15 protein-coding genes are annotated in these 15844 nt (G+C 48.8%); 9 read left to right on the top strand and 6 right to left on the bottom strand.

Annotated features, from left to right (window positions below; translation table 11 throughout):
* The first annotated feature begins 82 nt into the window (after positions 1–82).
* Positions 83–1279 carry a molybdopterin molybdotransferase MoeA gene (locus QZ147_RS04690; RefSeq protein WP_295147583.1) on the top strand — a complete coding sequence of 399 codons (1197 nt, stop codon included), beginning with the start codon at positions 83–85 and terminating at the stop codon, positions 1277–1279.
* 91 nt (positions 1280–1370) lie between these two features.
* Here the strand turns inward: QZ147_RS04690 and QZ147_RS04695 are convergent, their stop codons facing one another.
* From QZ147_RS04695 to QZ147_RS04705, 3 genes are read right to left on the bottom strand one after another with little or no spacing between them, the layout of a single operon-like run.
* On the bottom strand, positions 1371–2138 hold the full coding sequence (locus QZ147_RS04695) for a DUF3298 domain-containing protein (RefSeq protein ID WP_295147586.1): 768 nt from the start codon (positions 2136–2138) through the stop codon (positions 1371–1373).
* A 20-nt stretch (positions 2139–2158) separates the two neighbouring features.
* On the bottom strand, positions 2159–3463 hold the full coding sequence (locus tag QZ147_RS04700) for an aminoacetone oxidase family FAD-binding enzyme (RefSeq protein ID WP_295147588.1): 1305 nt from the start codon (positions 3461–3463) through the stop codon (positions 2159–2161).
* A 36-nt stretch (positions 3464–3499) separates the two neighbouring features.
* Entirely contained in the window at positions 3500–4810 is a 1311-nt protein-coding gene (locus QZ147_RS04705; RefSeq protein WP_295147591.1) for an MFS transporter, read from the bottom strand.
* Positions 4811–4905: 95 nt separating this feature from the next.
* On the opposite strand from QZ147_RS04705, the gene QZ147_RS04710 reads away from it, so the two are divergent.
* Positions 4906–5511, top strand: a complete 606-nt coding sequence (locus QZ147_RS04710) for a hypothetical protein (protein WP_295147593.1) — start codon at positions 4906–4908, stop codon at positions 5509–5511.
* Positions 5508–6152 carry a non-canonical purine NTP pyrophosphatase gene (locus QZ147_RS04715; RefSeq protein ID WP_295147596.1) on the top strand — a complete coding sequence of 215 codons (645 nt, stop codon included), beginning with the start codon at positions 5508–5510 and terminating at the stop codon, positions 6150–6152. Before QZ147_RS04710 ends, QZ147_RS04715 begins: the two co-directional genes overlap by 4 nt.
* A 156-nt stretch (positions 6153–6308) precedes the next feature.
* Here the strand turns inward: QZ147_RS04715 and QZ147_RS04720 are convergent, their stop codons facing one another.
* Entirely contained in the window at positions 6309–6473 is a 165-nt protein-coding gene (locus QZ147_RS04720; protein ID WP_295147598.1) for a hypothetical protein, read from the bottom strand.
* A gap of 124 nt (positions 6474–6597) precedes the next feature.
* Between QZ147_RS04720 and QZ147_RS04725 the strand changes: the two genes are divergently transcribed.
* From QZ147_RS04725 to QZ147_RS04750, 6 genes are all read left to right on the top strand, one after another.
* On the top strand, positions 6598–9378 hold the full coding sequence (locus QZ147_RS04725) for an AAA domain-containing protein (protein WP_295147600.1): 2781 nt from the start codon (positions 6598–6600) through the stop codon (positions 9376–9378).
* Positions 9379–9423: 45 nt separating this feature from the next.
* The gene (locus QZ147_RS04730; protein ID WP_295147602.1) at positions 9424–10638 is read left to right on the top strand and encodes a saccharopine dehydrogenase family protein; all 1215 of its coding nucleotides are present in this window, start codon (positions 9424–9426) and stop codon (positions 10636–10638) included.
* Between the two features lie 358 nt (positions 10639–10996).
* Positions 10997–11647, top strand: coding sequence for a hypothetical protein (locus QZ147_RS04735; protein WP_295147605.1), 651 nt, complete (start codon positions 10997–10999; stop codon positions 11645–11647).
* A 109-nt stretch (positions 11648–11756) separates the two neighbouring features.
* Entirely contained in the window at positions 11757–12713 is a 957-nt protein-coding gene (locus QZ147_RS04740; RefSeq protein WP_295147607.1) for an HlyD family efflux transporter periplasmic adaptor subunit, read from the top strand.
* A complete protein-coding gene (locus tag QZ147_RS04745) occupies positions 12710–13660 on the top strand; it encodes an ABC transporter ATP-binding protein (protein ID WP_295147608.1) in 951 nt (316 codons plus the stop codon). Before QZ147_RS04740 ends, QZ147_RS04745 begins: the two co-directional genes overlap by 4 nt.
* 8 nt (positions 13661–13668) lie before the next feature.
* The gene (locus QZ147_RS04750) at positions 13669–14793 is read left to right on the top strand and encodes an ABC transporter permease (protein WP_295147610.1); all 1125 of its coding nucleotides are present in this window, start codon (positions 13669–13671) and stop codon (positions 14791–14793) included.
* Between the two features lie 48 nt (positions 14794–14841).
* Here the strand turns inward: QZ147_RS04750 and QZ147_RS04755 are convergent, their stop codons facing one another.
* Entirely contained in the window at positions 14842–15387 is a 546-nt protein-coding gene (locus QZ147_RS04755) for a YceI family protein (RefSeq protein WP_295147612.1), read from the bottom strand.
* A gap of 164 nt (positions 15388–15551) precedes the next feature.
* Positions 15552–15844: NnrS family protein (locus QZ147_RS04760; RefSeq protein WP_295147614.1), on the bottom strand; the 293-nt coding region annotated here is incomplete at its 5' end.

Below are 15844 nucleotides of genomic sequence, written 5' to 3' on the forward strand. Positions count from 1 at the left end.
TAAATTTTTAAAAACATTCCAGACGGGATGCCGAGGGTTTGTTTAAAATCCAGCCGAGTCGAGGAATCAAAAAGGATAAAAAATGAAAGAATTTATGAGCTACGAGGCCTCTCTTGAAATTTTACGCTCTACGCTGGCTCCATGGGACCGCGTAGAAAAGGTCACTCTCACGCAAGCACTTGATCGCCGTATCGCCGTAGATATCGCGGCGCAGGATAACTATCCCGCCCGGCCCGTCTCGGCGATGGACGGCTACGCGTTTGCGTGGCAAGAGGGCCTAAGCGAGCTTGAGCTCATCACCGACCTACCCGCAGGCAGCGACAAAGGGCTAAAGGTAGAGGGCGTAAAATGCGTCAAAACCTTCACCGGCTCGCTAATGAGCGAGGGCACAGACACGCTAATCCCGGTCGAAAACGTCGAGGTGTCAGGCGGCAAGATCCTCATCAAAAAACCCGTGCCGAGGGGCTTTGCCGTGCGCGAAGTCGGCGAAAGCTACAAAAAAGGCGAAATCCTAATCAAAAAAGGCGCGACGATAGGCTACGCCGAGACCGCGCTGCTAGCCGAGCTTGGGATCTTTAACATAAGCGTATTCGTCCGGCCGCGCGTTGCGGTGCTAGCAACGGGAAGCGAGATAAAAGACCTCGGAGAGCCGCTAGAAAACGCCGCGCAAATCCACAGCTCAAACCACGTAGGCATCGCGGCCATGGTACGCAAAATGGGCGGCGAACCCGTACTGTGCGAGATAGTGCGCGACCGCGCCGAACTCGTAAAAGACGCCATCGTCCGCGCGCTAAAATCAGCCGACGTACTCGTCACCACGGGCGGCATCAGCATGGGCGACTACGACTTCGTCAAGGGCGCTCTGGGCGAAAATTTCGACATCATCATAGACGGCGCCGCGATCAAGCCAGGCCGCCACATCAAGGTCGCAAAAGCTGGAGAAAAATATATATTCGCGCTGCCGGGCTTCCCGTACTCGGCAATGGTGATGTGCGTGCTCTACGTGCGCGTGCTGCTAAATGCGTGGTTTGGCGCTAGCGAGCCTAAAATCACGGCGATCATGGACGAGGACTACAAAAAACGCTCGCCGTTTTTGGAGTTTACGGCGGTAAATTTAGTAAACCGTGACGGCAAAATTTACGTAAATTTAGACGGCAAGAAGCTCGGCAGCTCGGCGATCGTAAACAACCTCACAAACGATGCCGCGCTTTTAATCATCCCAAAAGAGACCGAATTTATCGCAAAGGGCGAGATAGTCGAAGTGCTGAAAATGGTCTAAATTTGAGTAAATTTAGCTTTTGCGGCTAGGATAAATAGCAAATAAGCGGGCGGGCGCCTGTCGTAACGGCGCGCAAGAAGCTTGCGCGAATTTAAAAATATCCGCGCAGGTACTCGCTTTTTACCACGTCTTTTAGCTCGCTAAAAGGCACCTCTATTTCGGTTATTCCGTCTCTAAAACCGGCTACCGAATAAGACGGAGAGGCGAAAACCATTCCCGTCTTGCCGTAGTAAAAAGAGGCGTAGTTAAGCAAATCCTCACGTGCTCCCGCGTCGTTTAGGTTAAAATTTCTATCCGCCGCTTCTTCGGCGTTTTGCGCCTGACACGCGTAGTCGCACTCGGATGAGGGTCGCGCTACGAGAGTCGCGGCTTTGTTTTTGATAATCCTAAAAAGCGCGTCTACGTCGCCTTTTGCTAGATCGGCGAATTTTACGAATTTACCGTTATTTAGGTCGTATACGTAGTATTTTTCGTTATACGAGCCGTGTTCGGCGCCGACGAAATCTTGCTCCTCTCTCTCAAAAAACGTCAGCAAATTTTCGCGTTGATACAAAAATCTTAGCTCATACGAGCGCGCCATATGCCAAGACTCTCCGCGCGGCGCATTCTTTTTAACGTATGCCGCAGCGTCCGCGCGTCCGACTAGATCGCTCGCGCAGCCTTGCGTATCTTGCGCGTTAATATACTCGCACGCTACCGTATAAGCGCGTTGCGCGAAAAAATCGTCCGCGGTTTTTACGCCCGTTCGCGTAGTAAAAATTTTAGCCGTTTTATCTTCAAAAATCATATTTAGCTCGAGCTTTATAAGCTCGCCGCACGCGCACGCTACCGCCGTGCAGAAAAGTAAAATTTTACGCATGAATATCCTTAAATTTAGCCTTAGCGCTCTTTTGATAAAAACTTCGCCGCTCTAAGCGCGCTAGCAAACGCAAAATGTAGGTTATAGCCGCCCAGCATCCCCGTTATCTCGGTCGCTTCGCCGACGAAAAATAGCCCGCGCACGCTTTTTACGCCGAAATTTTCGTCCAGCTCGCTCGCGCTCACGCCGCCCGCGCAAACCTCGGCGCGCTCAAAGCCAAACGTCCCCGCAGGCGCGAAGCGGTAGTTAAAAATACGCAAAATTTTCTCCCTCTCGCTCGCGCTATACGCTCCGTAAGCCTTGTCGCAAAGTCCTTGCGAGCTCAAAAACGCGAGCGTAAATCGGCGCGGCAGACCTACCGTGCTTGAAAGCTGTTTTTTGCCGCGAGTAAGAGCGTTGCCAATCGCCGCGATTTCCGCTTCGCTTAGCGTTTCGGCGGCGTTTTGTCCGTTTTTATCCTGGGCGCGCCCTCTCATCGCCTCGTCCCAAAAATTAGGCGCGAAATTAATCTGCGCCGCGCCCTTTTTCCAAAAAAGAGAGGCGTTTAAGATTGCCGGCCCGCTAATGCCTCTGTGCGTAAAAAGCGCGTCACCTTCGAATTCCAGCGCGTCCGCGCCCGCCGCGAAATTTCGCCCGTCCAGCCTCACGCGCGCCCTTACGCTCACGCCGCTTAATTGTTTAAACCAAAACTCCTCTTTTTGCGCCGTCCAGCCCGTAAGCGCGGGCGAAAACGGAGTAAATTCTAACCCGAAGCCGCGCGCTATTTTTAGCGCCGTATCGCTACCGCCCAGCGCCTTATAGCTAGACGCGCCGCACGCTACGACGAGGGCTCGCGAGTAAAATTTCTCCCCGTTTGCGCACGAAATTTCAAAAATTTCGCCGTCGCCGACGTTGCTTTCATCGGTAGATTCTCGCGAGATTTTCCGCGCGCTAGATACCTCTCGCCCGCAAAAAATCTCCGCGCCGCTAGCCTGCGCTCGGCGCAAAAGCGCACCCAAAACCGCCTTTGATCCCTCGTCGCAGAAAAATTGCGCGTTTTTTTGCTCGCTAAATTTTAACTCGCTAAAAAATCTCAGAACATCCTCGTACCCGAGCCCGTTAAGCGCGCCGCAAAGCAAATCTTCTCCCGCGCGGCTTTCAAAGCGGTAGTTTCGCGCGGAAATTTCGCGGTTGGTTATATTGCAGCGCCCGCCGCCGCTAGCTAAAATTTTCTTGCCCGCCGAGCCGTTTTTTTCGAGTAAGGCGACGCTTTTACCGCGTAAATTTGCCGCTAAAAATAGCCCCGCCGCGCCTGCTCCGATGATTAAAACGTCGTAAATTTTCATACGAATTTACGCTAACGCAAAGCTTCGCTAGGCAAACTATGGCCGCGCTAAAATTTCGCGAATTTTATCTTCGCTAGTTAAAACGCTATCGAATTTTACGACGATATCGCCGCCGTTTTCGTAGCGGTCGAATATCCCCCTAAGTCCTTCTAGCGCGCTAAAATTTAGTCCGCCGTCCGAAATTTTATTAAAGTATAAATTTTTATATTCGCGCGGATCTTTAAGCGATAAAAGCGCGATAAACCAGATTACGCAGGCGATTATGCAAATGACTCCTAGCGCGTAGAAATCGTAGTTTTGAAGCATATATCCGCCAAAAATCCCGCCTACAAAACTACCTAAATATCCAAACGAGTTAAAAGCGCCCAGAGCGGCGCCTCTTTGCTTGGTTTTTACGAATTTAGTAGCCAGCGACTGTAAAATCGGCTCGTGCAGGTTAAAACCGACGAAAAATATCGCGACGCCCGCCGCATAGACGAGCGCGCTGCTAGCCGCGCAAAATACGCCGTAAGCGGCGATAAAAAGCGCGATGCCTATAAGAAGCATTTTTTTGCCGAGCCCCCTGCCGTCGCCCAGCGCTCCGCCCAGCCCCATCGCTATAAAGCCTAGTGCCGTGCTTACGGCGTAAACCTTCCAAAGCTCGCCCTGCGCGTAGCCCAAGCTATGCACCAGCACGATGGGAATAGCTAAAAAAGCGATGCTAGTAAGCATTTTTTGCATCATATTAGTAACGTTCATCAGCATAAAATTTTTCTCCAAAATCAGCTTTTTAAACGGCACTTTTTCCTCAAAATGCGAAATTTTAGGCTCTGCTGGCACTACGGCGTATAGCAAAACGATACAAAGCGCGCTTAACGCCGCGCTTAAATAAAATAAGCTAGCAAGCCCGAAATTTTGGCTGATTACTGGGCTAAGTATCATCGAAAGCGAGAAGCTAAGCCCGATAAATCCGCCCATTATAGCCATAGCTTTGCCGCGCTTCTCTTCGCTGGTAAAATCGCTAATCATCGCCGTAGCCGCCGCTCCGATCGCGCCCGCGCCTTGAATAAGCCTGCCTAAAAGCATCGTATAAATATCGCTAGCCGCCGCGCAGATCAAGCTGCCCGCGATAAATACCGCAAGCCCCAGCGCTACGGTTTTTTTACGTCCGATCCTATCCGAAAGCGCGCCGAAAGGCATTTGAAATATCATCTGCGTAACGGCGTAGACTCCTACTAAAAGACCTACTAAAAATTCGTTCGCGCCGCGCAAATCCAGCGCGTAAAGGCTAATCACGGGCAATATTATAAAAATACCGAAAAATCTGCTGCCTACGATAAAAGATAGCGGCAAAACGCTTTTTAACATAAAATTTCCTTTCAAAAAAGCGTAATTTTATCCTAAATTTTTAAAAATTTAACTAGCTTTTGCTACAATTACGCAAATTCTATAAAGGAGCGAGAATGAGAAAATTCATCGTTTTCACGGCGTTTTTAGCGGCGGTTTTTAGCGGGTGCGCTACGAGCGGGACGAATGCGGGAGACGCGCAAAACAAAGACGCTAACGCAAGCGCTAAAATTTCGCAAGAAGCGAGCGCTCCGCTAAGTGCGAAAGAGCATTTCGAGGCGTTTGAAAAAGCGTTTGACGCGAATGATTACGCCGCGGCGAAATTTCACGTAGATAAAGCTTGCGATATGGACTACGCGCGGGCTTGCTACGCCGACGGGCAGCTTTATCTAGCCGCAAATAACGCAAGCGAAGCCAAAGAGCGCTTTAAAAAGGCGTGCGCGCTAAAATACGTATACGCTTGCACGCAGCTAGGAGTCGCGCAGGTAAAACTCGGCGAAACGGACGCGGGTCTAGCAACTATGCAAGAAGCGTGCGAGATGAAAGACGGCGTGGCGTGCGCGAATCTCGGCGGACTATATTCGGGCAAGTATAAAATCGTAAAAAAAGACGCGAAAAAGTCCAAGGCGTATTATCAAAAAGCTTGCGAATACGGACTAAACGAGGTAGAGGGAGCGAATTTTTGCGAGAACGGCAAATTTAACCCCGCCAAACTAAAATGAAAATCGTCCTAGCCACCTCAAACGCGGACAAAGTACGCGAAATAAAAGATTTTTTAAAAGATTACGAAATTTACGCGCTGCGCGAGATTTGCAAGCCCTTTGACATCGCCGAGGACGGCGCGACTTTCGCCGCAAACGCGCTAATCAAGGCTCGCGCTGTGCAGGCAAAACTGCGCGAGCTAAATTTGGCGGACGAGTTTATCGCGCTAAGCGACGATAGCGGCATTAGCGTGGAGGCTCTTGGCGGCAGGCCCGGGATTTACTCGGCGAGATTCAGCGATATGAACGAGCGCGGGCAGATAACGGGCAAAAGCGCGACCGATGCTAGTAACCGCGCAAAGCTGATCTCGGAGCTAAAAGCGCTAAATTTGACTAGCTCGCCCGCGTTTTACACCGCTTGTATCGCGGTTAGCTCAAAGTTTGGCGACTTTACGGCGCACGGCTTTATGCACGGCGAGGCGATAAACGAGGAGCGCGGTAGCAACGGCTTTGGATACGACAGCCTCTTTATCCCCAAAGGCTTTACGCAGACTCTGGGTGAGCTAGATGAGGGCACGAAACTAAAAATCTCGCATCGCTCAAAGGGCCTTGAGCTCATAAAATACGTTTTAAAGAGCCTTGAAGGGAAATTTGGGCGCTAGATTGAAACGTGAAAGAGAAAGTAAATTTGCGTAGCGAAATCGGTTGCTAAAACGCAAATTGATTTAAAGTCCTTTTATTTTAGCCTCTATCTCATATTTTAGCGCTTTCGCGCGTTCATCGTCCATGCTTTGTTTTTAAAATTTCGTCCGAAATTTTCAGTGATTTTCGTAGTTTTTTAGCGCCTCGCTTTTGTTGCTGGTCGCCGCCAGATCGCCAGCTAGCGCAGTAGCCGTAACGTTGAAGTCGCTCTCGATAAACTCTTCGGCGCTAAGTCCTATCGCCTCCTCGCAGCTCATCCAAAATATCCAAATCGGCAGCATAAAAGCAAAATTTTACGCATGGAATCCCTTTAAATTTTCGCGTTATCATAGCCGTTAAAACCGAAAATTTATATTAACTTCGCTAAAATCGTTTTTTAGCGACAAAAATACGAAAGGAACGGCCGTGGCGCTACGAAACACTCTGCACTATCTGCTTTTAAGCGAATATCTAAATCCGCAAACGCTACAAAAACTAAACAAAGAACAAAGTAAATATAAAAACGCCTACGAAACGACGCCGGATAAATTTACCGATGATTTTTGGCATCATTTAAAGCAAATGAAAAGCGTCTCGGAGCTTGCAAAAAGCGGAAACAAAAGGAAGTTAAGCATCGAAATTTACGGCGGGATTTTCGAGCTGGACGAGATAGCAAACGAGATAATAAAACAAAATCCGAATTTACAAACTAGCCAATTTCGTCAAAGTCAAAATCAAAAAGCCACGACTTATTTTGTAAAATTTACGGGCGATTTGTCCGTCAAAAACGAAGAGGAAAAAGTTAAACTAAGCACGCTCGTTAGCGAGCCCGATTTTAGCGAGCTAGATACTAAAAAATTAGAGCCCGTATGCGGCGAAAGTAGCGGATTTAACGTTGATTTAAATAGCGTATTTTTATCCACCGCGCCTTGGGCGACGGCAAATTTTAGCAAACCGCAAAATTTAGATTATAAAAATTTCGAAGCTCTAAAAGATAGCATAAAAGCCCAGATAGAAGCGCTAGGCAAAAACGAACGAAGTCTGGGCGAAATGGTAAAATTTATCCACGGCGAGTTTAAAAAGCAGTTAAATTCGCCGTTAGTAAGCGACGATCTTCGCGTAAATATCTGCCTAGAAAGCGGCGTAAAAAGTAGCAGCGATTTACTCAATAGCTTTTATCTGGACGAGATTAGCATAGCTCTAAAAGAGGGCTTAAATAATAAAAATTTGCAAACTATTTTTGACGAAACGAGCGAAAACGATATAAAAATAGGGCGCATAGATATGAGAGATAGCGCGAATTTTGGTACCGTTTTTTCGATGCTAGAACCCAAAAACTACCCGCTAGGCGCGTTTGCTAGCGAATATATGCTAATTTACTCGCAACAAATCGCCGTAAATAATATAATGAAGCTTTTTAGTGAGAAAAAAGGTGGCATTTATAGCGTGAACGGGCCTCCGGGCACGGGCAAAACGACGCTCTTAAAAGACGTGGTTGCAGGCGTGATCGTGGAGCGAGCAAAGGTTTTATCTACGCTAAAAGAAGACGAAATTTTCGAGCGCGGCGTCAAGCTAGACGGTAGCCAGTACCCAGACTTTTATCCGCTAAATCCCAAGCTAAAAGGCTTTGAGATCGTCGTGGCCTCGTGCAATAATAAAGCCGTAGAAAACATTAGCGCAGAGTTGCCTAAGCTTGATAGCGTAGATAAGGCGTATTTGGGCGAGCTTGATTATTTTAGGATGCAGGCTACGAGGCTGCTGTCGGCGGGCGCCTTAGTAGAGTGCCAAAAAAGCCAAATTTCGCAGCCTGCCTGGGGGCTAATCTGCGCCACGCTAGGCAATAGCGGCAACGTAAGCGATTTTAAAGAAAACTGCCTAAACGACTTTTTTATCAATCAAAACCACCCGGAATTCGACGTTTTAAAAACGCAAGGCGCGATAACGAGCTTTAATGATAAATTTAAGGTCGACGGGCTCGTAAATTTACTCAAATTCGGCAAACAAAGCTATGATTTTAAACTAGCGCAAAAAGAATTTAACGAAGCGCTGAACACCGTAAATACGCTACTAGCTCTACTAGATTTCTCTACGCAAAAGTCGCTAAGCGCGCAGCAGAGTAAAGAGGAACGCGAAAATAGCTCGCCTTTTATGGCGGAAAACGGCATAAAAACCGCCGTCGCGCAGGCTAGGATAAACGTCTTTATAAAAGCGCTAAATTTACATAAAGCCGCTATCTGGTCGCAAAAGGCGAAATTGGGCGCAAATTTGGCGGCGTTTTGCGAGCTGGGTAAATTTAAAAAGAAAGAGCAGGTAAGGGAAATTTTAAAATCGCTATTTTTCGTCGTTCCCGTCGTTAGCTCGACGTTTGCCTCTTTTGGGCGGTTTTTTAGCGATTTTGGCGAAAACGACATCGGTCTTTTGCTAGTAGACGAGTCGGGTCAGGCAAATATCTCAAACGCCGTAGGCGCGCTATATCGCTCCAAAACGGCGGTAATAGTAGGCGACCCGTTGCAACTAGAACCGGTAGTAACTCTTCCCGAAAATTTAAACGACGTGCTGCTTGGCTATACCGGGGCGTCTAGGGAGTTTAACGTAGCGACAACTTCGCTGCAAGCGTGCGCGGATAAAACTCAAAAAATAGGCGCTTATATCGGTCAAACCTGGGTTGGCTCGCCGCTCATCGTGCATAGACGCTGCGATAATCCTATGTTTAACGTCGCAAACGAGACGACGTACGACGGCGCTATGGTCTGGGGTAAAGGTAAAAATAAAAACTCGCTCGCCAAAGCGACAAGCTGCTGGATAGATATAAAAACGAGCGTTTGGAGCGGCAACGGCAGCGAGGCCGAGCTGGCGGCGGCGGATCAAATTTACGAATCGCTAAAAACGCTAATCGGCGCAAATGCAAGCGAGCATATAAAAATCATAACGCCATTTACCGACGTCGTAAAGCAAAGCGCGGCCTTGCAAAAACAAGGCAAAATACGAATCATGGCAAACACTATCCACACCATGCAAGGCCAAGAAGCCAAAGTCGTTATCTTTATCCTAGGCGGAGCTAGCGCGGGCGCAAGAGCATGGGCGTCGGTAAAGCCGAATTTACTAAACGTAGCTCTAACACGCGCCAAAGAGTATATCTATATCATCGGCGACAAGGACGCATGGGGCGGATTAAACTATTTTAGCGTTGCGGCTAGAGAAATTTAAACGAAATAGCGATAAAATTATAATTTAAAATTTAAAGGAGCATAAATGTCAAATATCTTAATCATAGGCGCGGGCGGCGTGAGCCAAGTCGCAACCGTAAAATGCGCGATGAACGCGGACGTTTTTAGTAAGATCACCCTTGCAAGCCGCACAAAAAGCAAGTGCGACGCGATCGCTAAATTTATCAAAGACCGCCTAGGCGTGCAGATCGATACCGCCCAGATCGACGCGGACGACACCGATGCGGTCGTAAATTTAATCAAAAAAACGGGCGCCGAGCTACTACTAAACGTCGCGCTACCGTACCAAGACCTAACGCTCATGGACGCGTGCTCTCGCGCCAGCATCCCATACATCGACACCGCAAACTACGAGCACCCCGACACTGCCAAATTTGAATACAAGCTGCAGTGGGCGAAGGAGGGCGAGTTCAAAGCTGCAAACACGATGGCGCTGCTGGGAAGCGGCTTTGATCCGGGCGTGACGAACGTATTTTGCGCCTACGCGCAGCAAAATCTCTTTGACGAGATCCACGAGATCGACATCCTAGACTGCAACGCGGGTGATCACGGATATCCGTTTGCGACGAATTTCAACCCCGAAATCAACCTGCGCGAAGTGAGCGCAAAGGGTCGCTACTGGGAGCGCGGCGAGTGGAAAGAGACCGAGCCGATGGAAATAATGTTCAAATGGGACTACCCCAAAGTCGGCGTCAAAGATAGCTACCTGCTCTATCACGAGGAGCTTGAAAGCCTCGTTAAAAACATCAAAGGGCTAAAGCGAATTCGCTTTTTCATGACATTCGGACAGAGCTACCTCACGCATATGAAATGCCTAGAAAACGTCGGCATGCTACGCATCGACGAGGTCGAGCACAACGGCGTGAAAATCGTGCCGATACAGTTTCTAAAGACCTTGCTACCTGATCCTGCGAGCCTCGGTCCTCGCACGAAGGGCAAAACCAACATCGGCTGCGTGATACGTGGGCTAAAAGAGGGCAAAGAGCGCCAAGTCTACATCTATAACGTCTGCGACCACGAGGCTTGCTATGCCGAGACGGGTGCGCAGGCTGTGAGCTACACGACGGGCGTGCCTGCGATGATCGGCTCGATGATGGTCGCAAAGGGCATTTGGAGCGGAAAAGGCGTCTTTAACATGGAAAATTTCGACGCTAAGCCTTTTATGGATGAGCTAAATAAGCAGGGCTTGCCGTGGGAGATAATCGAAATGAAGCCAGGCGAGAGGTATGAGGTAAAATAGCAAGGCTTGTCTTTTTCTACTTATACTTCGTTGAAATTTGATTTTAATGCTCACGTATCAAATATACGCTCCGCTTAAAAATCAAATTTCGCCTCGTCTAAGCGAAAAATACTTCACCTGATTTTTTATAAATTTAATCTTAGGACGAAATTTGACTTCTTCTATTTAGCTACAAGCGAAGTAGAAATTTCGCCTTACCTTCTTTTAAGTTCAAATTTTCGCTAATTTAAATTTTACTCGGTCAAGCATTTCATATACGCTCCCGTCCTCAAATTTAATCCGCCTTTATAAGACAATACCGTGCGTCGAATGCCGCTTTAATTTTAGCTATAATCGCATAAAATTTATCGGAACAGACATGAAACGAATTTTAAAGGCGTTAATTTTTGGTGCAGCATTTTCATTTCTCATCGCAGGTTGCGCAAGCAAAACCGCCCCCGTGAAGCTAGAAGGCAAAGAGCAAATTCGTGCGGTTATAACCGAAGCAAACCGCACGGTGATGATCGGCGACGCTTACGACTACGATTTTAGCGGCGATTACCGTGCGGCGGAGGCGGAATTCGAGCGCTTAAAGTCTCTTTACGCGTATGCGATAGAGGCGAATAGAATTTCAATCGCTACGGATGCGTTTAACGAGCCTCGCGCAAGCGCGCTATTTTTTGAGCTATGGCTCGACCGCGAAAGCCTGCCGCTAGCGGACCAGCTCGCGCTTTATAAACATCCTAATTTCACGGGCTTTAAGGATCGCGAAATTTTGCAATTTAGCTTTAAAATTTTAGGCATTCCTATGCGCGTGAAAGATCGCAAGCAAATCCTAAAAAAACGAGCGCTCGCTAAACCGCTAAGCTTAAACGCGGTAGTATTCGTTGATAGCGGCAAGCTAAGCGAGGAAAGCGCGCGCAAAAACGGCGAAACGCAAGACGCGATACTTACTATGTTTAGCCCCGTCTGGATGCCCGTCTCCGCCGTAATACAAAGCCTAGGCGCGATATTTGACGACGAGAAATAAGCGTAAATTTTCACCCTAGCTACCCGCCCGTAGCCACGCGTTTCGCGTAAATTTTCGCTTTAAACAAGCTTATTTTTACTATAATTATGCAAAATTTATCGAGGCGAACGTGAATAAAATTTTAAAAGCGCTAAAATTTTGCGCGATTTTAGCGGCCGTCATAGGCTGCGGCGAGGCGGAGCAAAAGAGCGAATTTAACGGCTACGCGGAGGGCGAATACGTCTATTTAGCGTCCGCTATTTCCGCTCCCGTCGCGCGTCTGATCGTAAAAGAAGGCGACGCCGTAAAAGCGGGCGACGTGCTTTTAAAGCTAGACGATACCGTGCAGCGCGCAAATCTAAGCGCCGCAAAAGCAAACGTCGCCGAGCTTGAAGCAAAGCTAAAAGACGCGCAAAAAGGCGCCAGAAAAGACGAGATTAACGAGATCAAAGCGCAAATAAACTCCGCAAAAGTCGCTTTAACGCTAGCAAACGCGAATTTTGCGCGGGCTAAAAGCCTGCGGGATAAAAACGCGATTTCAGACAAAGAATTCGACGCGGCTAAAAGCGAGCTTGGACGGGCAAATTTCGCGTTAGATAGGCTAGAAGCGAGCCTAAAAACGGCTATGCTAGGCGGTAGAGAAGACGCGGTACAAAGCCTGCGCGCAAAGCTCGACGCCGCAAAAGCCGCCCTTCGCGCCCGCGAGTGGGAGCTGGCTCAGACGCAAATTAACGCGCCGAAAAACGGCGTCGTAGATAACGTATTTTTCAAAGAAAGCGAGCTAGCAAGCGCGGCAAAGCCCCTACTTTCGCTGCTTCCCGAGGGTGAAATTAAAATTTACTTCTTCGTTTCGGCTAAAATTTTACCCCGTATCGGCGTCGGCGATCGCGTCGGCGTAACGTGCGAAGGCTGCGAGCTTATGAGCGCGCAAATAACGCAAATAGCGAGCGAGCCCGAATTTACGCCGCCCGTAATTTATAGCCGAAGCACGACGGATAAGCTAATCTACCGCGTAAAGGCGCGCCCGCTATCTTCGAGTCCCGCGCCGCGCCCGTCGCAGCCCGTGACCGTGAGAATTGAAAAATGAGCGAAATTTACGCTATCGACGTTAAAGGGTTAAGTAAAAAATTCGGCTCCAAAACGATCGTAGATAACGTAGATATTCACGTTAAAAAAGGGCAAGTCTGCGGGTTTTTAGGCCCTAACGGCAGCGGCAAAACGACCGTAATGAGGATGCTTTGCGGGCTGCTGAAAGCAGACGCGGGCGACGGGCGGTGTTTAGGGCTGGATTTTAACGCAAACGCGCTAGCCGTGCGCCTTCAAACGGGCTACATGACGCAAAAATTCGGCTGGTACGAGGATCTATCGGTGCGCGAAAATTTAGAATTTATCGCGCGGCTTTTTACGCTAAAAGACGTGAAGGGCGCGACTGAAAAAATCATGCGCGAATTAGATCTATCCGCGCGCGCAGATCAGCTAGCGGGCGGGCTTTCCGGCGGCTGGAAGCAGCGTTTGGCGCTTGGAATGTGCCTGATTCACGAGCCCAAGCTTTTACTGCTTGACGAGCCTACCGCCGGCGTCGATCCCAAGGCTAGGCGCGAATTTTGGGATATTATCCACGCCGTAGCCGGTCGCGGCGCCACCGTGCTGGTCTCCACGCACTACATGGACGAGGCGCAGCGCTGCCACGAGCTAATCTACATCGCCTACGGGCGAATTTTAGCGAGCGGCGCGCAAGAGCGGATTTTAAAAGAACGCGCGCTAAACGTTTGGACGCTAAGCGGTGCGGACGCGGCGACGCTTTTAGACGCGGCTAAAATTTTAAAGGGGCGAAATTTCGTAAAAAGCATCGGCGCTTTTAGCGAAGGATACCGCGCGATAACGACGGACGAAGCGGCGCTAGAAAGCGAAATTTCGCGCTTAAACGCCAAAATTTTAAGCGAAAATTCGCGAATTACGCTTGCGCCGACGCCCGCGACGCTTGAAGACGTATTTATCGATTTGCTTGAAAACCGCAAAGACGAGCGGTATTAGGAGAGAATTTGAAGCTCGTATCCTTAGGCAGAATCCGCGCGATGATCGCGAAGGAATTTCGCCAAATTTTACGCGACCGCGCCACGCTTGCTATTATCGCGGCAATGCCGTTAGTCTTAATGCTGCTGTTCGGTTATGCCATAAACTCCAACCCGCGCAAGCTGCCTACGGCGCTAGTAACGCATGATAGCGGCGAGATGACGCGCTCTTTTTTAAGCGCGATGCAAAATACCGATTTTTTTAAAATCGTTTTAATCACGCAAAACGCCGAGGAAGCAAGCGCGCTGATGCGAGGCGGCGTAGCGCAGTTTATCGTGGAATTTCCTCCCGGCTTTGAAAGAGATTTATTAAAAGGCGAATCGCCCGAAATTTTGCTCTCTATCGACGCTACCGACCCTTCGTCTAGCGTATCGGCGTCAGGCGCACTAGAAACGGCGTTTAAACAAGCATACGCAAGAGACGGCCGCGGCGCCGACTTAAAGATTAAAAGCGACTTTACGCTCGTAACCCACTCTCGCTATAATCCGCAAGTAGCGACTAATTATCAAATAGTACCGGGGCTTATGGGTCTGCTTTTGACGCTGATGACGATACTTTTAACCTCGATCGCGATGACCAGAGAGCGCGAGCGCGGCACTATGGAAAATCTACTAGCTTCTCCGATCGCGCCGTTTGAGGTGATGATCGGTAAGATCGCGCCGTATTTGATAGTGGCTTATTTACAGGCGGCTATGATCTTAGCGATGGCGCGCGTACTTTTCGACCTACCACCGGTACCTAGGCCGGGCGAGCTATTTATCGCGGCCACGCTGCTAATGGTCGCAAATCTGGGCATCGGTTTTACGATTAGCACCGTCGCTCGCAACCAGCTTCAAGCCATGCAAATGACCTATCTGTTTTTCCTGCCGTCGCTGCTTTTAAGCGGATTTATGTTCCCGTTTTACGGTATGCCCGCGTGGGCGCAAATTTTAGGAGAGGTCTTTCCGCTGACGCACTTTTTACGCATCGTGCGGGGACTTTGGCTAAAAGAGGCGAGTCTTGCGGATTTCGGGCTTGATATTACGGCGATGGGAGGGTTTTTGATAGTAAGCGCGACAATCGCGATGTGGAGATATAAAAGAACGCTGGATTAAGCGGCGGCGGTTTAAATTTCGGCGAGGTTAGATCGCCGAAATTCGGGATCATTTTACCTTAGCTTCTAGGAAAATTTCTACGTCCGGATAGCTTTTGCCGCCGTGAAAAGGCTTAGCCGAAGCCGCAAATTTAGCGAACGTTTCGTCTAGTTTTAGATCAGCCACTAAATCAAGCGCGATCTTGGCTTTTAGCTTGCCACCTTCAACCGTGTACTGCGTTTTGTAAGTTTTAGAGTTTCCTTTTATGCCGACTTCGACCTCTATCTCGCCCGCTTTGTCGTCGCCGCTAGCCGATACGATTTTAGCCGCGATCGCGTTGCCGTCGAAGATTATGCCGATGCGTTTGTCGCGGTCGGGCAGCTTCGTGTCGATATTTTTAGGATCGATATTAAACTCGAAGCTTTTTAAAAAATCGGCGAAATTCGCGCTTTCCGCGCTTTTAAAGCCAAGGTCTTTAAACGTGCCTTCGACGGCGGTTTTATTAGCTAGCTTGTAGCCGACGAATTTGACGCTAGGCGCGCCGTCTGCGCTAAAAGCAAATGCCGAAGCGGCAAACAAAGAGGCGATTAATGCGCCTGAAATCATTTTTTTCATCCGTTCTCCTTAGATTAAGATTGATAACCTATATCATCTGAGTAAGAATTATATAATTTCGCTCATCAATAAAAGCTTAAAACGGATATTTATTCTCTGGTTTTTAAAAATCGCCTTTTTACGACGATTTTAAGCGAAGCGCATAAGCGAAATTTTAATAAATTTTACTCAGGATCGTCCGTAAATTCGTTATCGCGAAATATTTTGTAAAAATCAAACGCCCAAAGAACGAACGCTAGTGTTAAAAACGCAGCGGGGGCGACGATATAAAACGCCCATCCCAAATTCGCCAGCGCCGCGCGCGAAAATCCCGCGCAAAATAGTAGCGCGAAGGCTATGCGGCTAAGCCTTAAAAAGCAAAGCTCCTGCCCGCTATGGCGAAGTCCCGCTACGTTAAAAATTAGCATCACCGCGCCCATTACGCCGCAAATGGCGATTAGATGCAGCGCCTGCGAGC

It is taken from the genome of uncultured Campylobacter sp., assembly GCF_905371695.1.
Classification (GTDB): Bacteria; Campylobacterota; Campylobacteria; order Campylobacterales; family Campylobacteraceae; genus Campylobacter_A.

Excerpts from the sequence above, each read along its gene's own strand:
- QZ147_RS04690 (WP_295147583.1), top strand. The coding sequence starts at position 83 with ATGAAAGAATTTATGAGCTACGAGGCCTCTCTTGAAATTTTACGCTCT.
- QZ147_RS04695 (WP_295147586.1), bottom strand. The coding sequence starts at position 2,138 with ATGCGTAAAATTTTACTTTTCTGCACGGCGGTAGCGTGCGCGTGCGGC.
- QZ147_RS04700 (WP_295147588.1), bottom strand. The coding sequence starts at position 3,463 with ATGAAAATTTACGACGTTTTAATCATCGGAGCAGGCGCGGCGGGGCTA.
- QZ147_RS04705 (WP_295147591.1), bottom strand. The coding sequence starts at position 4,810 with ATGTTAAAAAGCGTTTTGCCGCTATCTTTTATCGTAGGCAGCAGATTT.
- QZ147_RS04710 (WP_295147593.1), top strand. The coding sequence starts at position 4,906 with ATGAGAAAATTCATCGTTTTCACGGCGTTTTTAGCGGCGGTTTTTAGC.
- QZ147_RS04715 (WP_295147596.1), top strand. The coding sequence starts at position 5,508 with ATGAAAATCGTCCTAGCCACCTCAAACGCGGACAAAGTACGCGAAATA.
- QZ147_RS04720 (WP_295147598.1), bottom strand. The coding sequence starts at position 6,473 with ATGCTGCCGATTTGGATATTTTGGATGAGCTGCGAGGAGGCGATAGGA.
- QZ147_RS04730 (WP_295147602.1), top strand. The coding sequence starts at position 9,424 with ATGTCAAATATCTTAATCATAGGCGCGGGCGGCGTGAGCCAAGTCGCA.
- QZ147_RS04735 (WP_295147605.1), top strand. The coding sequence starts at position 10,997 with ATGAAACGAATTTTAAAGGCGTTAATTTTTGGTGCAGCATTTTCATTT.
- QZ147_RS04745 (WP_295147608.1), top strand. The coding sequence starts at position 12,710 with ATGAGCGAAATTTACGCTATCGACGTTAAAGGGTTAAGTAAAAAATTC.
- QZ147_RS04755 (WP_295147612.1), bottom strand. The coding sequence starts at position 15,387 with ATGAAAAAAATGATTTCAGGCGCATTAATCGCCTCTTTGTTTGCCGCT.